The organism is Streptomyces sp. NPDC059906, from assembly GCF_042730645.1.
GTDB classification, from domain to species: Bacteria; Actinomycetota; Actinomycetes; order Streptomycetales; family Streptomycetaceae; genus Streptomyces; species Streptomyces rubrogriseus.
In genome coordinates, this window is the sequence record NZ_JBHWKU010000050.1 from 14,098 (window position 1) to 32,239 (window position 18,142).

General features: G+C 72.0%; 13 protein-coding genes. 9 read left to right on the forward strand and 4 right to left on the reverse strand.

The window, feature by feature from the left end:
* The first annotated feature begins 28 nt into the window (after positions 1-28).
* The 5 genes from ACFV9J_RS38595 to ACFV9J_RS38615 all read left to right on the forward strand — a co-directional run bounded on the left by ACFV9J_RS38595 (position 29) and on the right by ACFV9J_RS38615 (position 10,383).
* On the forward strand, positions 29-3,115 hold the full coding sequence (locus ACFV9J_RS38595) for a pPIWI_RE module domain-containing protein (protein WP_385362600.1): 3,087 nt from the start codon (positions 29-31) through the stop codon (positions 3,113-3,115).
* A 695-nt stretch (positions 3,116-3,810) separates the two neighbouring features.
* Positions 3,811-4,779 carry a hypothetical protein gene (locus ACFV9J_RS38600; protein WP_385362601.1) on the forward strand — a complete coding sequence of 323 codons (969 nt, stop codon included), beginning with the start codon at positions 3,811-3,813 and terminating at the stop codon, positions 4,777-4,779.
* Positions 4,780-4,938: 159 nt separating this feature from the next.
* On the forward strand, positions 4,939-5,976 hold the full coding sequence (locus tag ACFV9J_RS38605) for a hypothetical protein (protein WP_385362603.1): 1,038 nt from the start codon (positions 4,939-4,941) through the stop codon (positions 5,974-5,976).
* Positions 5,977-6,223: 247 nt separating this feature from the next.
* Positions 6,224-7,387, forward strand: coding sequence for an exonuclease SbcCD subunit D (locus ACFV9J_RS38610; RefSeq protein WP_385362605.1), 1,164 nt, complete (start codon positions 6,224-6,226; stop codon positions 7,385-7,387).
* Complete coding sequence (locus ACFV9J_RS38615) at positions 7,384-10,383, forward strand: AAA family ATPase (RefSeq protein WP_385362607.1); 3,000 nt, start codon at positions 7,384-7,386, stop codon at positions 10,381-10,383. Before ACFV9J_RS38610 ends, ACFV9J_RS38615 begins: the two co-directional genes overlap by 4 nt.
* Before the next feature lie 32 nt (positions 10,384-10,415).
* Here the strand turns inward: ACFV9J_RS38615 and ACFV9J_RS38620 are convergent, their stop codons facing one another.
* Positions 10,416-10,862 carry an Lrp/AsnC family transcriptional regulator gene (locus tag ACFV9J_RS38620; RefSeq protein WP_385362609.1) on the reverse strand — a complete coding sequence of 149 codons (447 nt, stop codon included), beginning with the start codon at positions 10,860-10,862 and terminating at the stop codon, positions 10,416-10,418.
* 121 nt (positions 10,863-10,983) lie between these two features.
* Between ACFV9J_RS38620 and ACFV9J_RS38625 the strand changes: the two genes are divergently transcribed.
* From ACFV9J_RS38625 to ACFV9J_RS38635, 3 genes are all read left to right on the forward strand, one after another.
* Positions 10,984-11,481, forward strand: coding sequence for a rhodanese-like domain-containing protein (locus ACFV9J_RS38625; RefSeq protein ID WP_385362610.1), 498 nt, complete (start codon positions 10,984-10,986; stop codon positions 11,479-11,481).
* A gap of 21 nt (positions 11,482-11,502) precedes the next feature.
* Complete coding sequence (locus ACFV9J_RS38630) at positions 11,503-12,024, forward strand: immunity 21 family protein (protein WP_385362611.1); 522 nt, start codon at positions 11,503-11,505, stop codon at positions 12,022-12,024.
* A gap of 113 nt (positions 12,025-12,137) precedes the next feature.
* Entirely contained in the window at positions 12,138-12,983 is an 846-nt protein-coding gene (locus tag ACFV9J_RS38635; protein ID WP_385362613.1) for an SDR family oxidoreductase, read from the forward strand.
* Positions 12,984-13,005: 22 nt separating this feature from the next.
* On the opposite strand, the gene ACFV9J_RS38640 is transcribed toward ACFV9J_RS38635, so the two are convergent.
* Together ACFV9J_RS38640 and ACFV9J_RS38645 are read right to left on the reverse strand one after the other, a co-directional pair.
* Positions 13,006-14,694 (reverse strand): DUF885 domain-containing protein, encoded by a 1,689-nt coding sequence (locus tag ACFV9J_RS38640; protein WP_385362615.1) that lies wholly within the window; start codon positions 14,692-14,694, stop codon positions 13,006-13,008.
* A 78-nt stretch (positions 14,695-14,772) separates the two neighbouring features.
* On the reverse strand, positions 14,773-15,303 hold the full coding sequence (locus ACFV9J_RS38645; RefSeq protein WP_385362617.1) for an Lrp/AsnC family transcriptional regulator: 531 nt from the start codon (positions 15,301-15,303) through the stop codon (positions 14,773-14,775).
* Positions 15,304-15,362: 59 nt separating this feature from the next.
* On the opposite strand from ACFV9J_RS38645, the gene ACFV9J_RS38650 reads away from it, so the two are divergent.
* Entirely contained in the window at positions 15,363-16,586 is a 1,224-nt protein-coding gene (locus ACFV9J_RS38650) for a trans-sulfuration enzyme family protein (protein WP_385362619.1), read from the forward strand.
* Between the two features lie 24 nt (positions 16,587-16,610).
* On the opposite strand, the gene ACFV9J_RS38655 is transcribed toward ACFV9J_RS38650, so the two are convergent.
* The gene (locus ACFV9J_RS38655) at positions 16,611-17,942 is read right to left on the reverse strand and encodes a GNAT family N-acetyltransferase (protein WP_385362621.1); all 1,332 of its coding nucleotides are present in this window, start codon (positions 17,940-17,942) and stop codon (positions 16,611-16,613) included.
* Positions 17,943-18,142: the final 200 nt, after the last annotated feature.

Below are 18,142 nucleotides of genomic sequence, written 5' to 3' on the forward strand. Positions count from 1 at the left end.
CCCGCCTCAGCTCGCGAGGAGTTGTCCCATGCCGCCCGTCTACCGCTCCGCCCGCACCACAGCCTGGCGCCCGACCGACGCCTTCGCCTCTCATACCGCGCCCTACCGCGTCCTGCCCTTCCCTGAGCAGTGGCGGGATGCCGTTCTGACCCTGTGCAACGCGCCCCAAGTGGCAGCGGGCAAGGAGGCGTGGAGGACAGCTCCGACCTGGCGCTTGGAACAGGTCCTCCAGGCGTTCGCGCCCGACGTCCTTGCGCTGCCACGCCCTTTCCACGACCGTGACCGGGACGCGCCGGCCCACTGGCTGTGTGCGCCCGCCGACCTCCCCGACCCGCTCCCTGGCCCGGTCCTGGACACGGTGCTCAAGCACTGGCTGCGGGACCTGCGGCCCGAGATCGAGTACCGCGGCCTGCTGAAGGAGACCATCGCAGAACTGGCTGCCCATCCACCGCGCTGGGAGACCGTCCACCACGAACTCATGCCGCGTGACACGACCCCAGGCGGCACCGCGCGTCCGTCACCGCACCAGTACAGCCTCAGCCCCGACTGGCTGGCCCGCCGGATCCTCGCCCTGGACCCGTACCCGTACGACGGTGGGCAGCTCATCTTCCGAGCTATGCCGCGCGGACCGCGTGACCAGGGTGCCCAACTCGTCTCCGAGCCGATCCGGTTTCCCGGCCCTGACGAAAAGCATGACTCCTGGTGGTCGGTAACGCTGTCGATCACGCTTCAGACCGTGCCGTTCGACCCGCTGCTGCGCTTCAACCTCCGCTGGTCGGTTCGCCGTTGGGCCACTCGTACCAGCGCCAAGACGGGCCGGTTGCACCTCCCGTGGGGTGCGAGCACCACAGTCCTGCTGCGTCCGCGCAGGCCATTCCTGCCGGGCACGCCTCGCAGCGAGCGGTTCGCCATCGCCGGTCTGGAGCGTTACTGGGACAAGGACCTGGGCGAGACGGGCGACTTCGCCGACCGGTGGCGCGCGGGCGGCCCCGCAGCGATGCTTGCCGGACTGCCCCTGGGTGAGCCCTTCCCGGACGCCGCCGCGATCCTGACCGATCCCGTGTCCTGGCTGCGCGACGACGCCCGGGCCGGTGTCCTGTACCGCACCGCGATGGGACGGCACGATGTGGGTCCCGGGTTCATGTCACATCAGCTCTCGCAGCTCACTGCCTGGGCGGAGGGCGCCCTTACGCCCGAGCTACGCCGCGCGCCGGACCTATCGTTGATCGACAGGGGCGCGCCCGCGAACATCCCCAAGGGGGACAAGGAGACGGTCGACGCGGAGCGGTGCACTCAGCGCAGGCTAGCGACAGCCTATGCGCTCGACGCCCTCGATGGCGTGGCGCGCCGGGCCGGCGCTCCCGTGCTTGAGGCACGGCTGCTGTGGCAGTCGCCGCGGCTGCGCGACGCCGCTCTGGCCTCCCTCGCCGAGCATCTGGGCCTCAAGGGCGACGGCGGGTCCTTCACCGCACAGCAGTACGACGACGCCACGGCTGGCGCACCGGTGGTACACGAATGGTCTGCTCCGGAGCTGACCGTGCGGGTCCACTGCCTGCGCCCGCTCATCGCGCTCGGTGACCGCACCGCCGACAGCCTCATCGCCCCCCTTGACCTGCCCACCGGCACCCGCATCAAGGACGCTCAGGTGACCGCCGCCACCGCAGCCCGCCGCGACAGCGCCGCACAGTGGCTGGCCGTGGAACGCACCACCGACGCGCCGGCCCTGGCCCTCGTGGAGATCGGCCGCGCCGCGTCCTACCCGAGCAGACTGCACGACCCGAAGTTCGCCATGCGACTCGGTTGCGCCAAGGCTGGCTTCGTTACACAGTTCACCACCGTGCCCGTGACAGGTGACGAGAACGGCAAGGGCGCTGAGACAGCGTCCAGCCTGAGGCACCGCACGCTCAGTGCCTGGAACGACGGCCTGCGCCAGCTCGGCGCGCGCACTGTCCCACGGCTTGCCGCAGAGGACGGACTGCCCGACGGACTGCGGCATGCTGCCCTGTGGATGGTCCGCAAGAACCGTACAACCCGCAATCGCTGGGCCGCCTACCTCCCGGTCGGCGTCATGGTCACCCCGGATCCGGCTGGCACCGGCGCGGCCCGCGTCGAAGGCTGGGACCCCGAGGCGCGCTCCGGCGCCGGAGCGTGGGTCCCCTACCCCGAACTCCTGCTGAGGCTGACCACAAAGGCCGAGGTCAAGCCCGTTGTGCCCGGCCAGCGCGAACCACAGAACCAATCCGCCGACTCGTCGGAAGCACAGACGGAAAGTGATGCAGAGCGCCCGAAGCGCTACCAAGAACGCGAACGGCAGCGCCGCGAGGCCGCCGAGTGGCTCCAGGGCCTGCGTGCATCATTGCGTACCGCGCCGACCGTCCTGTTCGCCGAGGCCCACAACGCTCGCTCGCACTGGACCTGGCTCCAAGACGGCCGGGTCGAACGGGATCGCCTGCAAGACGGCCTCGCACCCGCTCGTCGCCTCGACCCCGACCTGAGGCTGGTCCGGGTCCGCGCAGGCTCCCGGAACGAGACACCGCAGTGGTGGGGGAGAGCCCCCGAGGGCAAGGCGAACGGCATCCAACAGGGCTTGTGGGCGCCGGAAAACACCGCTGAGAACGCCCGAGTCTTCTTCAGCACGACGGCCAAGCCCGTACAGTTCAAGCACGCGGCGGTAACCGCCGACAAGCTCGCGCCTCGGCCGATCGCCCAGGGCAAGCGCAAGGGCGAACCCACCATCGATACCGGCCAGGCCGCCTGGATGCCGGGACTGCTGGAGATCGCCGTCCTCGGTTGCCACCGGGACGACGGCGACGACCCGAAGTCCCTCGCGCTCCTCACCCACGTTCTGCGCCAGCCCTTGGACTACGACCAGGCTCTCGCCCTGCCCCTGCCGCTCCACTTGGCTGGCCTCGCGCAAGAGTACGTCCTGCCGACACCGAAGGACGATGAGGCGGAGGATGCGGAATCAGGAGAGGGGGCGGCGGGCCAACCGGGTGCTTCGGACGATCTCGACGACGCGCAGGACGCATCGCCGGTGGAACAGCCTGTGCCGGACCTGGAGTCGGAGGCTGCGGATGCCGACACTGAAGGGCAGTTGCAATTGTTCGCCATGTGATGTCGTGATGGGATCTTGATGCGGTGCGTAACGCAACGATGCGTGCCCAGAGCCTGGGGGATGGCGCACCGCCCACTTGAACCGGCGGAGCCTCCTCTACGCCGTCGGGAACGGGCTGAATGCTCAGCGCCGCTGTCGAGCCGCCCGCAAGCTAGCAGGTGCTGAGAGGTGGCTGTTATGCCCGTAGACATCGACGGTGGCTTTTGACCGACCGGTGGCCGAGCCGGCGGGAGACCTCGTGTAGCGGTTGTCGGCCGCGACAATTCCGTGACCAGGAAGGCGACTTGATGGCGATGGAGGGGCCCAAGGCGCGGCGCACGTACCACTCGACGTAACGTGCCTCGTATGGTGGCGATCCTGCGGTGCACTTCTGATGAAGAGACGTTTCTTGCCCATCTTCGGCGGCCGGGTCAATTCGAGGCCGGCTGGGAGTCGGTCGGGGAACGTGACGTATGGAAGAGCAGTCACGTCGTTCTCGTAGTGACCGGACAGGCGAGCGGTCGGCCCCTTGTCGAGTACGTCGGGCATGCCAAGAGTGGCCGCCGCGCGGGCACGTTCCGTAAGACGATCGAGGTGACGCAGCTTCATCGGATCAAGTTCCCCGTCCCGATGGAGCAGCTGTCTGATCTGATGCATCCGCGGCACCGGCGCGTGACCGGCTTGTCCGGCGCGCTGACGAGCGTGCCGGGGAGGAGTTGCTGGATGCGCTCACCACATCTCGTGCCGACCTCGCTGAGGTCGTTGCTCGCCTGCAAGAACGGGTGGGTGGATTTCGCATCCTCAGCCGAGTGCGGGAGCTTTTCGCGGAGGAACGAGACGCCACCGGGCTGGCGCTTCAGCTAGGAGGATTCGATCGGAGCATCATCGACGAAGCACGCTTTCCGGATGAGGACGGGGACCGAGTGCCGGTGCTCGCTACGCTGCCAGGTCATCCGGCACACGAGGATCATCTCGTCTTCCATGATGCGCAACGGTTTTCGGACTGGATCGGCAGCGATGCTGAGCATCTCGCGAAACGGGTGTTCCGTAAGGGCGATCAGAAGCTTTTCATAGCTAACGTCAACCGCCTACCAGCCGAGGACACGCTGGGGATCGATTTGATCTACCACCATGTGAACCGGGACAGCTTCGTCCTCGTCCAGTACAAGAAGATGCAGCAAATGGGGGCGGGCCGCAGTGAATGGGGGTATCGTCCGGACGCTGACCTGGATGATCAGCTGAAGCGTATGAGGGACGTCGAAGAAGCGTGTTCGAAACTCGATTCGACCCCACCTCTCGACTACCGACTGGATCCTCAGCCCTGCTGGATCAAGTTCTGCAAGGCCGAGCAGACGGCACCCAAGGGAGATGCGTTGATCGGCGGGATGTACTTGACGCGGGAGCACGTTGAGTGGCTGCGCCACCAGCCCGGTCTCGCGACCGGCCCGAAAGGGGGAGAAGTCTTCGGCTACCACACGGTGCCCCGCTACTTCGACAACACTACCTTCACTCAGCTCGTCCAGGACGGCTGGATAGGAACTCGCGGCAAGGCGAGTGGGATAATTCGTGAACAGATCGAGGCCAGTCTCAACGGTTCGCGTTCCTTGGTCTTCGCGGCCCTTATCGGCGACGAGATGACGCAGGCTGAGCGTACGAGAGAGCGGCGAGGAGGCTCGGCGGGCTGACCATCGAAGCGTCTGCTATATACACAAACGTGATCAGGTTGTGTTGCCGCGCCGGCGAGAGAGGGCGACAGCATGTCCTTGAGATGATGTTCTGGCGGCCAGTTGGCGTCTGTCACGCCCAGGGCGATCACGCGCAGGCAAGGAGAGGATGCAGGGGACATGGTGGGAGCGGATGACGACGACGTCGCTGGGAAGGTGGAGGCGGAGCTGCCGGCTGTAACGGCAGAGGCCGACGTGGAGGTCAAGGACTTCCACTTTCCGCCTGTGCTGAACGGTCTCGACTTCCTCCAAAGCGCGGTCAAGTCGCTGTCAGGCGAGGACGGCAGCCCGGCCCCGCGCGACCTGAAATACGCCGTGCTGCACCTCCAAGCCGCGGCCGAGACTTTGTTCAAGGCTCGGCTGGAGATGGAGGACCCCAGCCTCGTCTGGAGCAAGCCCGCGACTTTCGACCAGGCCAAGCATGAGGCCGGCATCTTCCACAGCTGCGGCATCAATGCGGCCCTGGAGCGGCTGCGCGACGACGTCGGCATCGAGACGGCCATCGAGCCGAAGAACGCCGACCTTGAGGCATTGGCCAACCTACGCAACCGACTCCAGCACTTCGGAGCCAAGGACACAACCATCGCCGTCCAGGCGAGGACCATCCCGGTGCTCGACCTGCTGCTCAATTTCATCGACGCCGACGTGTTGCCTCACGACTCCTCCCCCGAGGCGTGGGACGCGCAACTTCAGATGGACGACATCCGGGCCGGATTCAGGCACCTCAAGGACTTCGTCGCCCACCGACTTGAGGCGCTGGGTGAGGTCCTGGATACCTTCAAGGACTACACGGTTGCCTGCCTGTCCTGCGGCCAGTTCGCCGTCGTGCTGGACGGCAACGAGTCAGTCCAGTGCTCTCTGTGCGGACGTCCGTATGGCGGCGGCTCCGACGCCGCTTGGGAGTTCGCTGGCACCAGCTACTACTCGGTTGTGACGGATGGCGGTGACACCCCCGTGCACGACTGCTCTGAATGTGGCACCGCCGCTGTCTTTGCCGCTCCTCTCGCGAGCTCGGACGGGGCGGAAGTGTTGATCTGCTTCGCCGACGGCAACACGTTCGAGGGCATCTGCCAGTACTGCGCTCGGGCAGCCGACTTTGCTTTGGAGGAAGCAGAGATGTGTCAGGACTGCCTTGATACGCGATTCGCCAAGTTCTGAGAGCCTGCACGAGCACGGTGTGTTGCTGTGGTCGGCATCTTTTCAGCAGAGCATGGCGGATCAGCGGCATCGGAAAGTCGATCAATTCCACTGGCGCGATGGTTGATGTGAGATCGCGATGTGAGGTCAGTGGTGGATCAGGTGGCTCCAGGCGCTAGCGTGGTGGGTGTCAGCCCGGGGTTCCCGTGCTGACTTGTGCTGGTTTTTTGGGCGTTACCGAGAGAAACATGCAGGTCAGAGCCGTTTCATGAAATTGCTGCACACTTCCGACTGGCACCTCGGCCGGGCGTTCCACCGGGTGAACATGCTCGGCGCCCAGGCAGGGTTCGTCGGTCACCTCGTCGAGACCGTGCGCGAGCACTCCGTCGACGCCGTGGTCGTGTCGGGAGACGTGTACGACCGGGCGGTGCCGCCGCTCGCCGCCGTCGAGCTGTTCGACGACGCCCTGCACCGCCTCGCCGGGCTCGGCGTGCCGACCGTGATGATCTCCGGCAACCACGACTCGGCCCGACGCCTCGGGGTCGGCGCCGGGCTCATCGACCGCGCCGGCATCCACCTGCGCACCGACCCGGCGGGCTGCGGCACCCCGGTGGTGCTGGGCGACGCCCACGGGGACGTGGCCTTCTACGGGCTGCCGTATCTCGAACCGGCGCTGGTCAAGACCGAGTTCGGCGTCGAGAAGGCGGGACACGAGGCCGTGCTCGCCGCCGCCATGGACCGGGTGCGCGCCGACCTCGCCACGCGCGCGGCGGGCACCCGTTCCGTCGTTCTCGCGCACGCCTTCGTCACCGGCGGTGAGCAGAGCGACAGCGAGCGGGACATCACCGTCGGCGGGGTCGCCGCCGTGCCCTGCGGTGTCTTCGACGGCGTGGACTATGTCGCGCTGGGGCATCTGCACGGCTGCCAGACCCTCACCGAGCGCGTCCGCTACTCCGGCTCCCCGCTGCCGTACTCCTTCTCGGAGCACCGGCACCGCAAGAGCATGTGGCTCGTCGACCTGGGCGCCGACGGGTCGGTCACGGCCGAGCGGGTCGACTGCCCGGTGCCGCGCGCGCTGGCCCGGCTGCGCGGCACGCTCGCGGACCTGCTCGCCGACCCGGAGCTGACCCCGCACGAGGACGCGTGGGTCGAGGCGACCCTCACCGACCCGGTCCGGCCGGACGAGCCCATGGCCCGGCTCACCGAGCGCTTCCCGCACACGCTCAGCCTCGTCTTCGACCCCGAGCGCGCCCCCGACGAGCCCGGGGTGTCCTACGCCCGTCGCCTCGCCGACCGCAGCGACCAGCAGATCGCGGAGGACTTCGTGACCCACGTGCGCGGCGCCGGGCCCGACGACCACGAGCAGGCCGTGCTGCGGGACGCCTTCGACGCGGTGCGCGCGGACGAGACCGTGCGGGAGGTGGCCCGGTGAGGCTGCACCGGCTGGACATCACCGCCTTCGGGCCCTTCGGGGCCTCGCAGAGCGTCGACTTCGACGACCTCTCGGCCGCCGGGCTGTTCCTGCTGCACGGCCCCACCGGCGCCGGCAAGACCTCCGTCCTCGACGCCGTCTGCTACGCCCTGTACGGCTCGGTGCCCGGCGCCCGGCAGGGCGGCAGCGGCCAGGGCATGACGCTGCGCAGCGACCACGCGGCCGTGGGCACCCGCACCGAGGTGCAGCTGGAACTGACCGTCGCGGGACGGCGGTTGGAGATCACCCGGCAGCCGCCCTGGGAGCGCCCGAAGCTCCGCGGCAGTGGCACGACCGTCGACAAGGCGCAGACCTGGCTGCGCGAGTACGACGCCACGACCCGCGCCTGGAAGGACCTCAGCCGCTCCCACCAGGAGATCGGCGAGGAGATCACGCAGCTGCTCGGGATGAGCCGAGAGCAGTTCTGCCAGGTCGTGCTGCTCCCGCAGGGCGACTTCGCCCGCTTCCTGCGCGCCGACGCCGAAGCGCGCGGCAAGCTGCTCGGCCGGCTCTTCGACACCCGCCGGTTCGCCGAGGTCGAAAAGCGCCTCGCCGAACGACGCCGCACCACCGAGGCCCGGGTGCGCGAGGGGGACGCCACGCTGCTGGCCGACGCGCACCGGATGCAGCAGGCCGCCGGTGACGCCATGGCGCTGCCGGAACTGGCGCCGGGCGAGCCGGGGCTGGCCGAGGCGGTGCTCGAAGCCGCCGCCGTCGCCCGCGGCACCGCCCGCGAGCTGCTGACGGTCGCCGACTGCCGGCTCACCGCCACCGAGTCCGCCCAGGCCGCCGCCGAACGCCACCTGGCCGACGCCCGCGAACTCGACCGGCTGCAACGCCGGTTCGCCGAGGCGCGGGAGCGGGCCGCACGGCTGGCGGAGGGGGCGGATGCCCACCGTGCCGCCGAGGAGCGCATGGAGCGGGCCCGCAAGGCCGAGGCGGTGGCTCCCGCCCTGGAGCTGCGGGACGCCGCCGACAGCGAGCACCGAGGGGCGGCGGCCGCGGAGGCAGGCGCGCGTGCCCTGCTGCCGCAGGCCCTCGCCGACGCGGGTGCCGCCGGGCTCGCCGCCGCCGCCCGCCGGGCCACCGAGGAACTGGGCGGCCTCGAGTCGGCCCGTCGCGCCGAACGGCGCCTCGCCGAACTGGTCGAGGAACGGGCCGGCCTCGACCGCCAGGAACGCGCCGACGACGAGGTCCGGCAGGAGGCGGACACCTGGCTCGCCGACTGGGAGACCACCCGCACCGCACTTCAGAGCCGCGTCGACTCCGCACAGGAAGCCGCCGCCCGCGCCGAACAGCTCGCCCTGCAGCGCGATCCGGCACGGCACAGGCTCGACGCCGCCCGGCGGCGCGACCGGCTCACCGACGACACCGAAGAGGCGCGGCGGCGGGCGCTCGCCGCGGCGGAGGACGCCGTCGAGGCCCGCGACCACTGGCTCGACCTCAAGGAACAGCGGCTGCACGGCATCGCCGCCGAACTCGCCGCGAACCTCACCGACGGCACACCCTGCGCGGTGTGCGGCGCCACCGAACACCCCGCCCCCGCGCGCAGGACCGCCGGGCACGTCGACCGCGACGCGGAGGAGCGCGCCCTGGCCGCCCACCAGGCCGCCGACGAACGGCGCGCGAAGGCAGAACGGCACCTGGGCACCGTACGGGAGGCGCTCGCCGCCGCCACGGCGGAAGCCGGTGACACGGCCACCGACCGGCTGGCCGAAGAGGCCGAGGAACTGGAGGGGACGTACGGGCGGGCGCGGGCGACCGCGTCCACACTGCACGCGGCGCAGGAGGAGCTGCGGCGGGCCGAGGGCGAACGCGAACAGCGTGTCGCCGCCCAGCAGCAGGCCGTCGTACGGTCCGCCTCCCGGGTCGCGGGCCGGGACCGGCTGGAGCGGGAACAGGCCGTACTGGAGGAGGAGTTGGCGCGGGCGCGGGACGGCGCCGAGAGCGTGACGGCGCGGGCGGCGCAACTGGAGCGACGGGCGGCGCTGCTCACCCGGGCCGCCGAGACCGCCCGCGTCGCCGAGGACACCGCCCAGCGGCTCAAGGACGCCGACGCCCGGCTCGCCGACGCCTCCTTCCGGGCCCGTTTCGACACCCCCGCCGACGCGGCCGCCGCCCTGCTCGACGACACCGCCCACCGCGAGCTGCAACGACGGCTCGACGCCTGGCAGTCGCAGGACGCCGCCGTCCGTGCGGTCCTCGGCGAGACCGACACCGCCGACGCGGCCCGGCGACCGCCCGCCGACCTCGCCGCGGCGGAGCGTGCCGCCGCCGACGCGGGCCGCCGGCTGCGCGAGGCCGCCTCGGCCCGCGACGCCGCCGCCCGGTGCTGCGCCGAGCTGGACCGGCTGTCCGCGCACGCCACCACCTCCGTGCGCCGGCTCGCCCCGCTGCGCGAGGAACACACCCGGGTCGCCCGCCTCGCCTCGCTCGCCGCGGGCACCTCGGCGGACAACGAACGCCGGATGCGCCTGGAGTCGTACGTACTGGCCGCCCGCCTGGAACAGGTCGCCGCCGCGGCCACCGCCCGCCTGCTGCGCATGTCCTCCGGCCGCTACACTCTCGTCCACTCCGACGGCCGCAGCGGCCGCGGCCGCAGCGGCCTCGGCCTGCACGTCGTCGACGCCTGGACCGGCCGCGAGCGCGACACGGCCACGCTGTCCGGCGGCGAGACGTTCTTCGCCTCGCTGGCCCTCGCCCTCGGCCTCGCCGACGTCGTCACCGACGAAGCGGGCGGCGTCCGCCTGGACACCCTCTTCATCGACGAGGGCTTCGGCAGCCTCGACGACCAGACCCTCGACGAGGTCCTCGACGTCCTGGACGCCCTGCGCGAGCGGGACCGCAGCGTCGGCATCGTCAGCCACGTCGCCGACCTGCGCCGCCGCGTCCACGCCCAACTCGAGGTCGTGAAGGGGCGGTCGGGATCGGCACTGCGGCAGCGGGGCGCCGGCTGAGCACGCCGTCCCGGTGGTGTCCCCGGCGGCCCTCAGCGGCCCAGCGGGCGGCGGGGGAGCGGTGAGGAGTAGACGACGCTCGTGGTGACCGACCCGAGGGCGCTGATCCGGCCGGACACCTCCTCCAGGTGCCGCATCGAACGGGCCGCGACCTTGATGACGAAGCAGTCGTCGCCCGTGACGTGGTGCGCCTCCAGGATCTCCGGCGTGACGGCGACCAGGTCGTGGAACGGCTTGTAGTTGGCGACCGGGTAGCGCAGCCGCACGAACGCCAGGATCGGCAGGCCCAGCCGCTCGGGATCGACGACCGCCGCGTACCCCTGGATGATCCCCGCCTCCTCCAGCCGCCGCACGCGCTCCGTCACCGCGCTCGCGGACATCGAGACGGCACGGGCCAGTTCGGCGAAGCTGGCCCGCCCGTCCCGTTGGAGCGCTTCGAGGATGCGCCAGTCGGTGCCGTCCGGGGAATGCTCGGTCATCCGGCAGAAGTAGCACGGATTCCCTGGCGGAACAAGGAGTAGGCCGGGGAAACACCCTTCATGCGGCACGGCGTGGTGCATAGATTTCTGGCTGGAGGATCCACCGAGGAGAGGCCCCACCATGAGCGTCACCGCCACCGCCACCGCCGCCGGGCACGTCAACGCCGTCCTGCGCGTGGCCCCCGCACCGCCCGCCGAGGCCGCCGCGTACTTCCGGGCCAGCCTCGCCTTCCACACCGACGTCTCCGACGTCGCCGACGCCCTCGCGCCCGACGGTGACCCCGGGTTCGTGCTCGTCGACTGCCGTTCCACCGAGTCCTGGGACCAGGGCCACGTGCCGGGCGCCGTCCACCTCCCCACCGCGCTCGTCCCCGAGCGGGCCGCGGAACTCCTCGACCCCGCGGTGCCGGTGGTGACGTACTGCTGGGGCCCCGCCTGCAACGGTGCGACGCGCGCCGCCCTCGCCCTCGCCGAACTCGGCTACGCCGTCAAGGAGATGCTCGGCGGGTTCGAGTACTGGGTGCGCGAGGGCCTCGGGTTCGAGACGTGGCAGGGCGCCGAGCGGCGCGCCGCCGACCCCCTGACCGTTCCGGTGGACGCGGCCGACTGCGGTTGCTGACCGGCGTGTAGGTTCTGCCGCATGGTGCGATACGCGGAGCCGGGCGCGGTGGAGTGGGTCGAGTCGGGCGGAGGGCCGCTGATCGCGGTACCCGAGACGGTCCTGCCGTTCTGGACCGGCGCCGACGGCGAGGAGACCGACTCCGACTACGACCGGGCCTGCGAGGTCGACGGCCACGTCGGACTGCTCCCGGTCGGCGACTCCACCGCCCTCGTGCTCGGCGACGAACCCGCCTCCACCGCCTACCTCCCCGATCACGGCGCCTTCGTCCGCTGGTGCGCCGCGGACTCCGAGGACGAGGTGCTGGCGAGGGTTCCCGCCGCCCTGGACGCCGCCGAATGGCAGCCCGAGGTGACTTGGCACGTATCCGGCCCCGTGTTCCTGTTCGACGCCGCCTGGCCCGGCAGCGCATCCGACCGCGCCCCCGACCGGGTGCGGGTCGCCCTGGAACCCGGCCGGTACGCGGTGCGCGCGGCCGAGGTGCGCCCGGGGCCCGAGACCTGGCTGAGCCTCGTACACCTGCGGCGGCTCACCGACCGGTAGCCGCGGCGACAGCGGCGTGCCGTGCGGTGACCCCGGCGATATTGGCGTGCCATACGGTGACCGCGGCGATATTGGCGTGCGGGGCGGCCGCGGCCCGCCCATCATGGGTGCCCATGCCACGACTTCCCCAGCCCGCCCCCGAAGACCTGCGCCGCGACCCGCTGCCCCTGCGCGGCCGCACCGCCCTCGTCACCGGAGCCAGCCGGCGCGGCGGCATCGGTCACGCCGTGGCCCGGCGGCTCGCCGCGTACGGGGCGAGCGTCTACCTGCACCACCACGTTCCGCACGACGCCGCCATGCCCTGGGGTGCCGACCGGGTGGACGACGTGGTCGACTCCGTCCGTGCGGCGCTCGGCGACCCGGACGCCGCCGTGTGCGCGGGCCCCGGCGACCTCACCTGCCCCGGCGCCCCCGGCGCACTCGTCGCCACCGCCGCCGAAGCGCTCGGCGGCCGGCTGGACATCCTCGTCGCCAACCACGCGCTCAGCGGGTCCGACGGCACCCTCGACACCATCGACGCCGCCATGCTCGACGCGCACTGGCAGGTCGACACCCGATCGGTGCTGCTGCTGATCCAGGCCCACGCCCGCCGCCGCGCCGCGCTGCCGCCGCGCACCCCCGGCGGACGCGTCGTGATGATGACCTCCGGCCAGGACATCGCGGGCGGCATGCCCGGCGAGATCGCCTACGCGCTCCAGAAGGGCGCACTCGCCTCCGTCACGCGCTCCCTGGCGACGACCCTCGCCGAGCACGCCGTCACCGTGAACGCGGTCAACCCCGGCCCGGTGGACACCGATTACCTGACCGGCGAAGACTACGACGCCGTCGCCGCGCGGTTCCCCGGCGGACGCTGGGGCATGCCCGACGACCCGGCCCGCCTCGTCGCGTGGCTCGCCACGGACGAGGCCGAGTGGGTCACCGGTCAGGTCGTCGGCTCGGAGGGCGGCTTCAGACGGTGAGGTGACCGGGCCGGTCTGGGCGTCACAGCCGCGACAGTTCGTCCACCAGGTCGTCCAGGCCCAGCGAGCCCTGGGAGAGGGCCGCCATGTGCCACGCCTTGAGGTCGAAGGAGTCGCCGTGCCGCTCACCGGCCTTCTCCCGGCCCAGCAGCCACGCCCGCTCACCGAGCTTGTAGCCGATCGCCTGGCCCGGGATCGTCAGGTACCGGGTCAGCTCGCTCTCCACGAAGTCCGCCGGGCGGCTGCTGTGCGCGCCGAAGAACTCCTGGGCCAGCTTCGGCGTCCAGCGCTCACCCGGGTGGAACGGCGAGTCCGCCGGGATCTCCAGCTCCAGGTGCATGCCGATGTCCACGATGACCCGGGCGGCCCGCATCATCTGGGCGTCCAGGTAGCCGAGGCGCTGCTCCGCGTCCGTGAGGTAGCCCAGCTCGTCCATCAGCCGCTCCGCGTACAGCGCCCAGCCCTCGGCGTTGGCGCTGACCATGCCGACCGAGGCCTGGTAGCGGGAGAGGTCCTCCGCCACGTGCGTCCACTGCGCCAGCTGGAGGTGGTGGCCCGGCACGCCCTCGTGGTACCAGGTCGACACCAGGTCGTACACGGGGAAGCGGGTCTGGCCCATCGTCGGCAGCCAGGTGCGGCCGGGGCGGGAGAAGTCCTCCGAGGGGGACGTGTAGTAGGGCGCGGCCGCGCTACCGGGCGGCGCGATGTGCGACTCCACCCTCCGGACCCGCTCGGCGAGTTCGAAGTGCGTGCCGTCCAACTGCTCGATCGCCTGGTCCATCAGGCCCTGCAGCCAGTCGCGGACCTCGTCGACGCCCTCGATGTGCTTGCCGTGCTCGTCCAGGTGCGCGAGGGCCACCCACGGCGTCTCGGCGCCCGGCAGGATCTTCTCGGCCTCCGCCTTCATCTCGGCCAGCAGGCGGTGGTACTCGGCCCAGCCGTACGCGTACGCCTCGTCCAGGTCCAGGTCGGTGCCGTTGTAGTAGCGCGACCAGCGGGCGTAGCGCTCCCGGCCCACCGTGTTCGGGGCGCCCTCGACGGCCGGGGCGTACACGTCGCGCATCCAGTCCCGCAGCTCGACCACGGCCGCGGTCGCGCCCCGGGCGGCCTCGTCCAGCTCCGCGCGCAGCGCCTCGGGGCCGTCGGCGGCGAAGTCCTCGAACCAGCCGCGGCCTTCGCCCGTGTCCGCCCACTCACCGAGCTGCTCCACGAAGGTGGCGGTCGGCCGCGGCGCCGCGTACAGCTCGCGCTCCAGGCCCAGTGCCAAGGACGCGCGGTAGCCCGCGAACGCCGCCGGGACCGCCCGCAGGCGCTCCGCGATCCGGGCCCAGTCCTCGTCGGTGCCGGTCGGGGTGAGGGTGAAGACCTCGCGCACCGAGTGGGCGGCGGTGCCCATGTTGCCGACCGAACGCAGGCCCTCGTCGGCCTCGTGCACCGCGATCTCGGCGGTGAGGCGCTCACGCAGCAGCCGGGCGCAGCGCCGCTCCACGTCGCTGTCACCGCCCGGCTGGCGCTCCGCCTCGTCCAGCCGGGCGAGGGTGGTGCGGGCCAGCTCCGCGAGGGCCTGCTGCCCGGCGGGTGAGAAGTCGGGCAGACGGCTGGAACTCTCCGCGACACCGAGATACGTACCGGTGACCGGGTCGAGGGCGATGAGCTCGTCGACGTACGCGTCGGCGACCTCGCGGGGCAGCGGGCTCTTGGTCTCTGACATGCGGACATCCTCATACGGATACCGGTGCCGCGTCAGCCCGGTGGACCGGGCCCGACCGTGCGGGCGGCCGGATTTCGCTCAGGGCGTGGCCGGGGGAGGAGCGCCTTCCGGCATCGTCGCGGGTGCGGCCGGGGACGCGGCCGGCGGCAGCAGGGGGCCGCACTCCCACTGCTGGAAGATCAGCCGGGTCTCGACCCGGGCCACCTCCCGCCGGGACGTGAACCCGTCCAGGACCAGCCGCTGCAGGTCCGCCATGTCCGCCACCGCGACATGCACGAGGTAGTCGTCCGGGCCGGTGAGGTGGAAGACGGTGCGCGACTCGGGCAGCGCCCGGATCCGCTCCACGAACGGTCCCACCAGCTCCCGCCGGTGCGGGCGCACCTGCACCAGCAGCAGCGCCTGGAGACCACGCCCCAGCCTCGCCGGGTCCAGCTCGAGCCGGTGGCCGAGGATCACCCCGGCCCGCCGCAGCCGGGTCACGCGGTCCAGACACGTCGACGGGGCGACTCCCACCTGGGCGGCGAGATCGCGGTAGGTGGTCCGGGCGTCGTTCTGCAGCAGCCGCAGCAGATGCAGATCCACCGGATCCAGTACGACGGAATCGGCCATGATCCGAACGTAGCACGGGGCACGGCCCCGCCGTCCCGGTCTGTGTTCACCCTTCGACCATGGACTCAGCGCGCACGCACACGTCACCACCCGACGACGTACGCTCCACCGCACCCACGGGCAGGGCACTGGCCACCGAAGCCGTGCACGCCGGCCGCGACGACCTCGCCGCCCAGGGACTGCACGCCCCGCCCATCGACCTGTCCACGACCTACCCGTCGTACGACAGCCGTGGCGAGGCCGCCCGCATCGACGCGTTCGCCGCGACCGGTGCCGAGCCGGACGGACCGCCGGTCTACGGCCGCCTCGGCAACCCGACCGTCGCCCGCTTCGAGACGGCACTGGCCCGGCTGGAGGGGACCGAGGCCGCCGTCGCCTTCGCCAGCGGCATGGCCGCGCTGAGCGCGGTCCTGCTGGTCCGCGGCTCGATGGGGCTGCGCCACGTCGTCGCCGTACGGCCCCTGTACGGCTGCAGCGACCACCTGCTGACCGCCGGACTGCTCGGGTCCGAGGTCACCTGGACCGACCCGGCGGGCGTCGCGGACGCGCTGCGCCCGGACACCGGCCTGGTCCTCGTGGAGTCACCCGCCAACCCGACGCTGGCCGAGGTCGACCTGCGGGCCGTCGCCCACGCCTGCGGGTCGGTGCCGCTGCTCGTGGACAACACCTTCGCCACGCCCGTGCTCCAGCGCCCCGCCGAACACGGCGCCCGGCTGGTGCTGCACAGCGCCACCAAGTACCTCGGCGGCCACGGGGACGTACTGGCGGGCGTGGTCGCCTGCGACGAGGAGTTCGCCGGGCGGCTGCGGCAGGTCCGCTTCGCCACGGGCGGAGTGCTGCACCCGCTGGCCGGCTACCTGCTGCTGCGGGGGCTGGCCACCCTGCCCGTCCGGGTACGGGCCGCCTCCGCGGGCGCCGCCGAACTGGCCGGGCGGCTGGCCGCCGACTCGCGCGTGGCCCGCGTCCACTACCCGCGCATCGGTGGTGCGATGGTCTCCTTCGAGGTCCACGGCGATCCGCACGCGGTCATCGGCGGCGTCCGGCTGATCACCCCGGCGGTGAGCCTCGGCAGCGTCGACACGCTCATCCAGCATCCGGCGTCGATCAGCCACCGCATCGTGGACGCGGACGACCGGCGGGGGGCCGGGGTCGGTGACCGGCTGCTGCGGCTGTCGGTCGGCCTGGAGGACGTCGACGACCTGTGGGCCGACCTGGACCGGGCCCTGGGGGAGCGGGCGGTCGGGGCCGTCCCGCTGCGGGAGGCGTTGGCGCGGACCGAGTGACCGCGCCACCGCGCCCGCCGGCCGTCACTCCCGGCCGATCCGCTTCGCCTGCGGCAGCCGTGCCGCGGAGCGGGTGGACGGGTCCAGGCGGGCCGTGACGACCAGGGTCCCCTCCTCGATCTGGTAGTCGAGGGGGAGGCCCAGGCCGCGCATCGCGGCCACCATGCCGGTGTTGGACGCCTGCGTGATCGCGTACACGCTCTCGCAGCCCGCGTCGGCTGCCATCGCCACCAACCGGACCAGGAGTTCGCCGCCGATGCCGCGGCGCTGCCACCCGTCCTCGACCAGCAGCGCGACCTCCGTCTCGTCCCCGTCCCACAACAGGTGGCCGAGTCCCACGATCCGCCCCGAGGCGGTCTGCACGGCGAGGGTGCGGCCGAAGCGGGGGCTGAGCAGGTGGTTGAGGTACCGGTCGGCGTCCCCGACCGGACCGTGGTACCGCATCCCCAGCGTCCGCGCCGAGCAGCGCTCGTGCATCGCCTTCGCGGCCGGAACGTCACGCGTGTCGGCCCGGCGGACCGTGATGTCGCTGCCCTCGGGGAGCGTCAGCACGTCCCGCCCGCGCGGGACCCGCGGACCGAGCCGGGCGTCCAGCTCGACCAGCGCCCGCGCCCGCGCGAACTCGGCCGGCGTGAACGGCAGATGGGGCCGCTCGACGCTGATCACCCCGCCCTCGGGGGCGCGCAGCCGCAGCACGGTGTCCTCCAGCGCGCCCTCCGGCGGCACCGCGTCCGCCGCTCCGTCGCCTGCGGGCGCCGGGAGGGACCTGATAGTGCAGCGGCCCAGCAACTGACGCAGCGCCAACGGGAGTTCCGCCGCGTCCAGGGCGGTGCGGGCGGCCAGGCCCAGCACCCGGGTGGGCGCGTCGACCAGGTCGTGGGCGTCCGCCCGCTCGGTCCAGGTCCGGGCACCGCCCGCCGCCGTCACCAGGTCGGCCAGCTCGGTCCCGCTCAGCTCACCCGGGGCGCGGAGCAGGAACTCGTCCACCGTGCCCTCGGCCAACGGGTGCGTCTGCAGGCTCAGGATGTCGATCCGCCGGTCGGCGAGGGCCGCGCAGAGCACGGCCAGCGACCCCGGCGCGTCCCGCACCGTCGTCCGCATCCGCCACAGCGCGCTCTCACCGCCGGGCCCGGAACCGCCAGGCTCGCTCCCGGCCGGTCCGGTCCCGGCCGGCCGCTCGGCGGTCGGCGGCCGGGCGCCGGTATCGTCGGCCGGCGGTGCCTGCCCGTGGCGTCGTGACCACCGGGTGTGGAAACCCGCCGTGGCGATCAGTGCCGCCAGCGAGGCCAGCACCAGGGCGGGGACCGTGGGCCCGTGGTCGACGAGGCGCGCCACGGCATCCGTCACATCAGACATGTCTCGACTCATGCACCCACTGTGAAGGAACGGTGTTGCGTGATCACGAACGCTCTGTGACCGATGGGTAAAGAAGGCTTCTGGGGGTGTTCTTGCCTTTCGGTCCGATATGGGTGTCAGGCGGCCGCCACGGCCAGCAGTTCACCGAGCGCCGGGTATCGCATTCCCGCCCGGCCCGAAGGCCGGGATTCCCTGCGAAG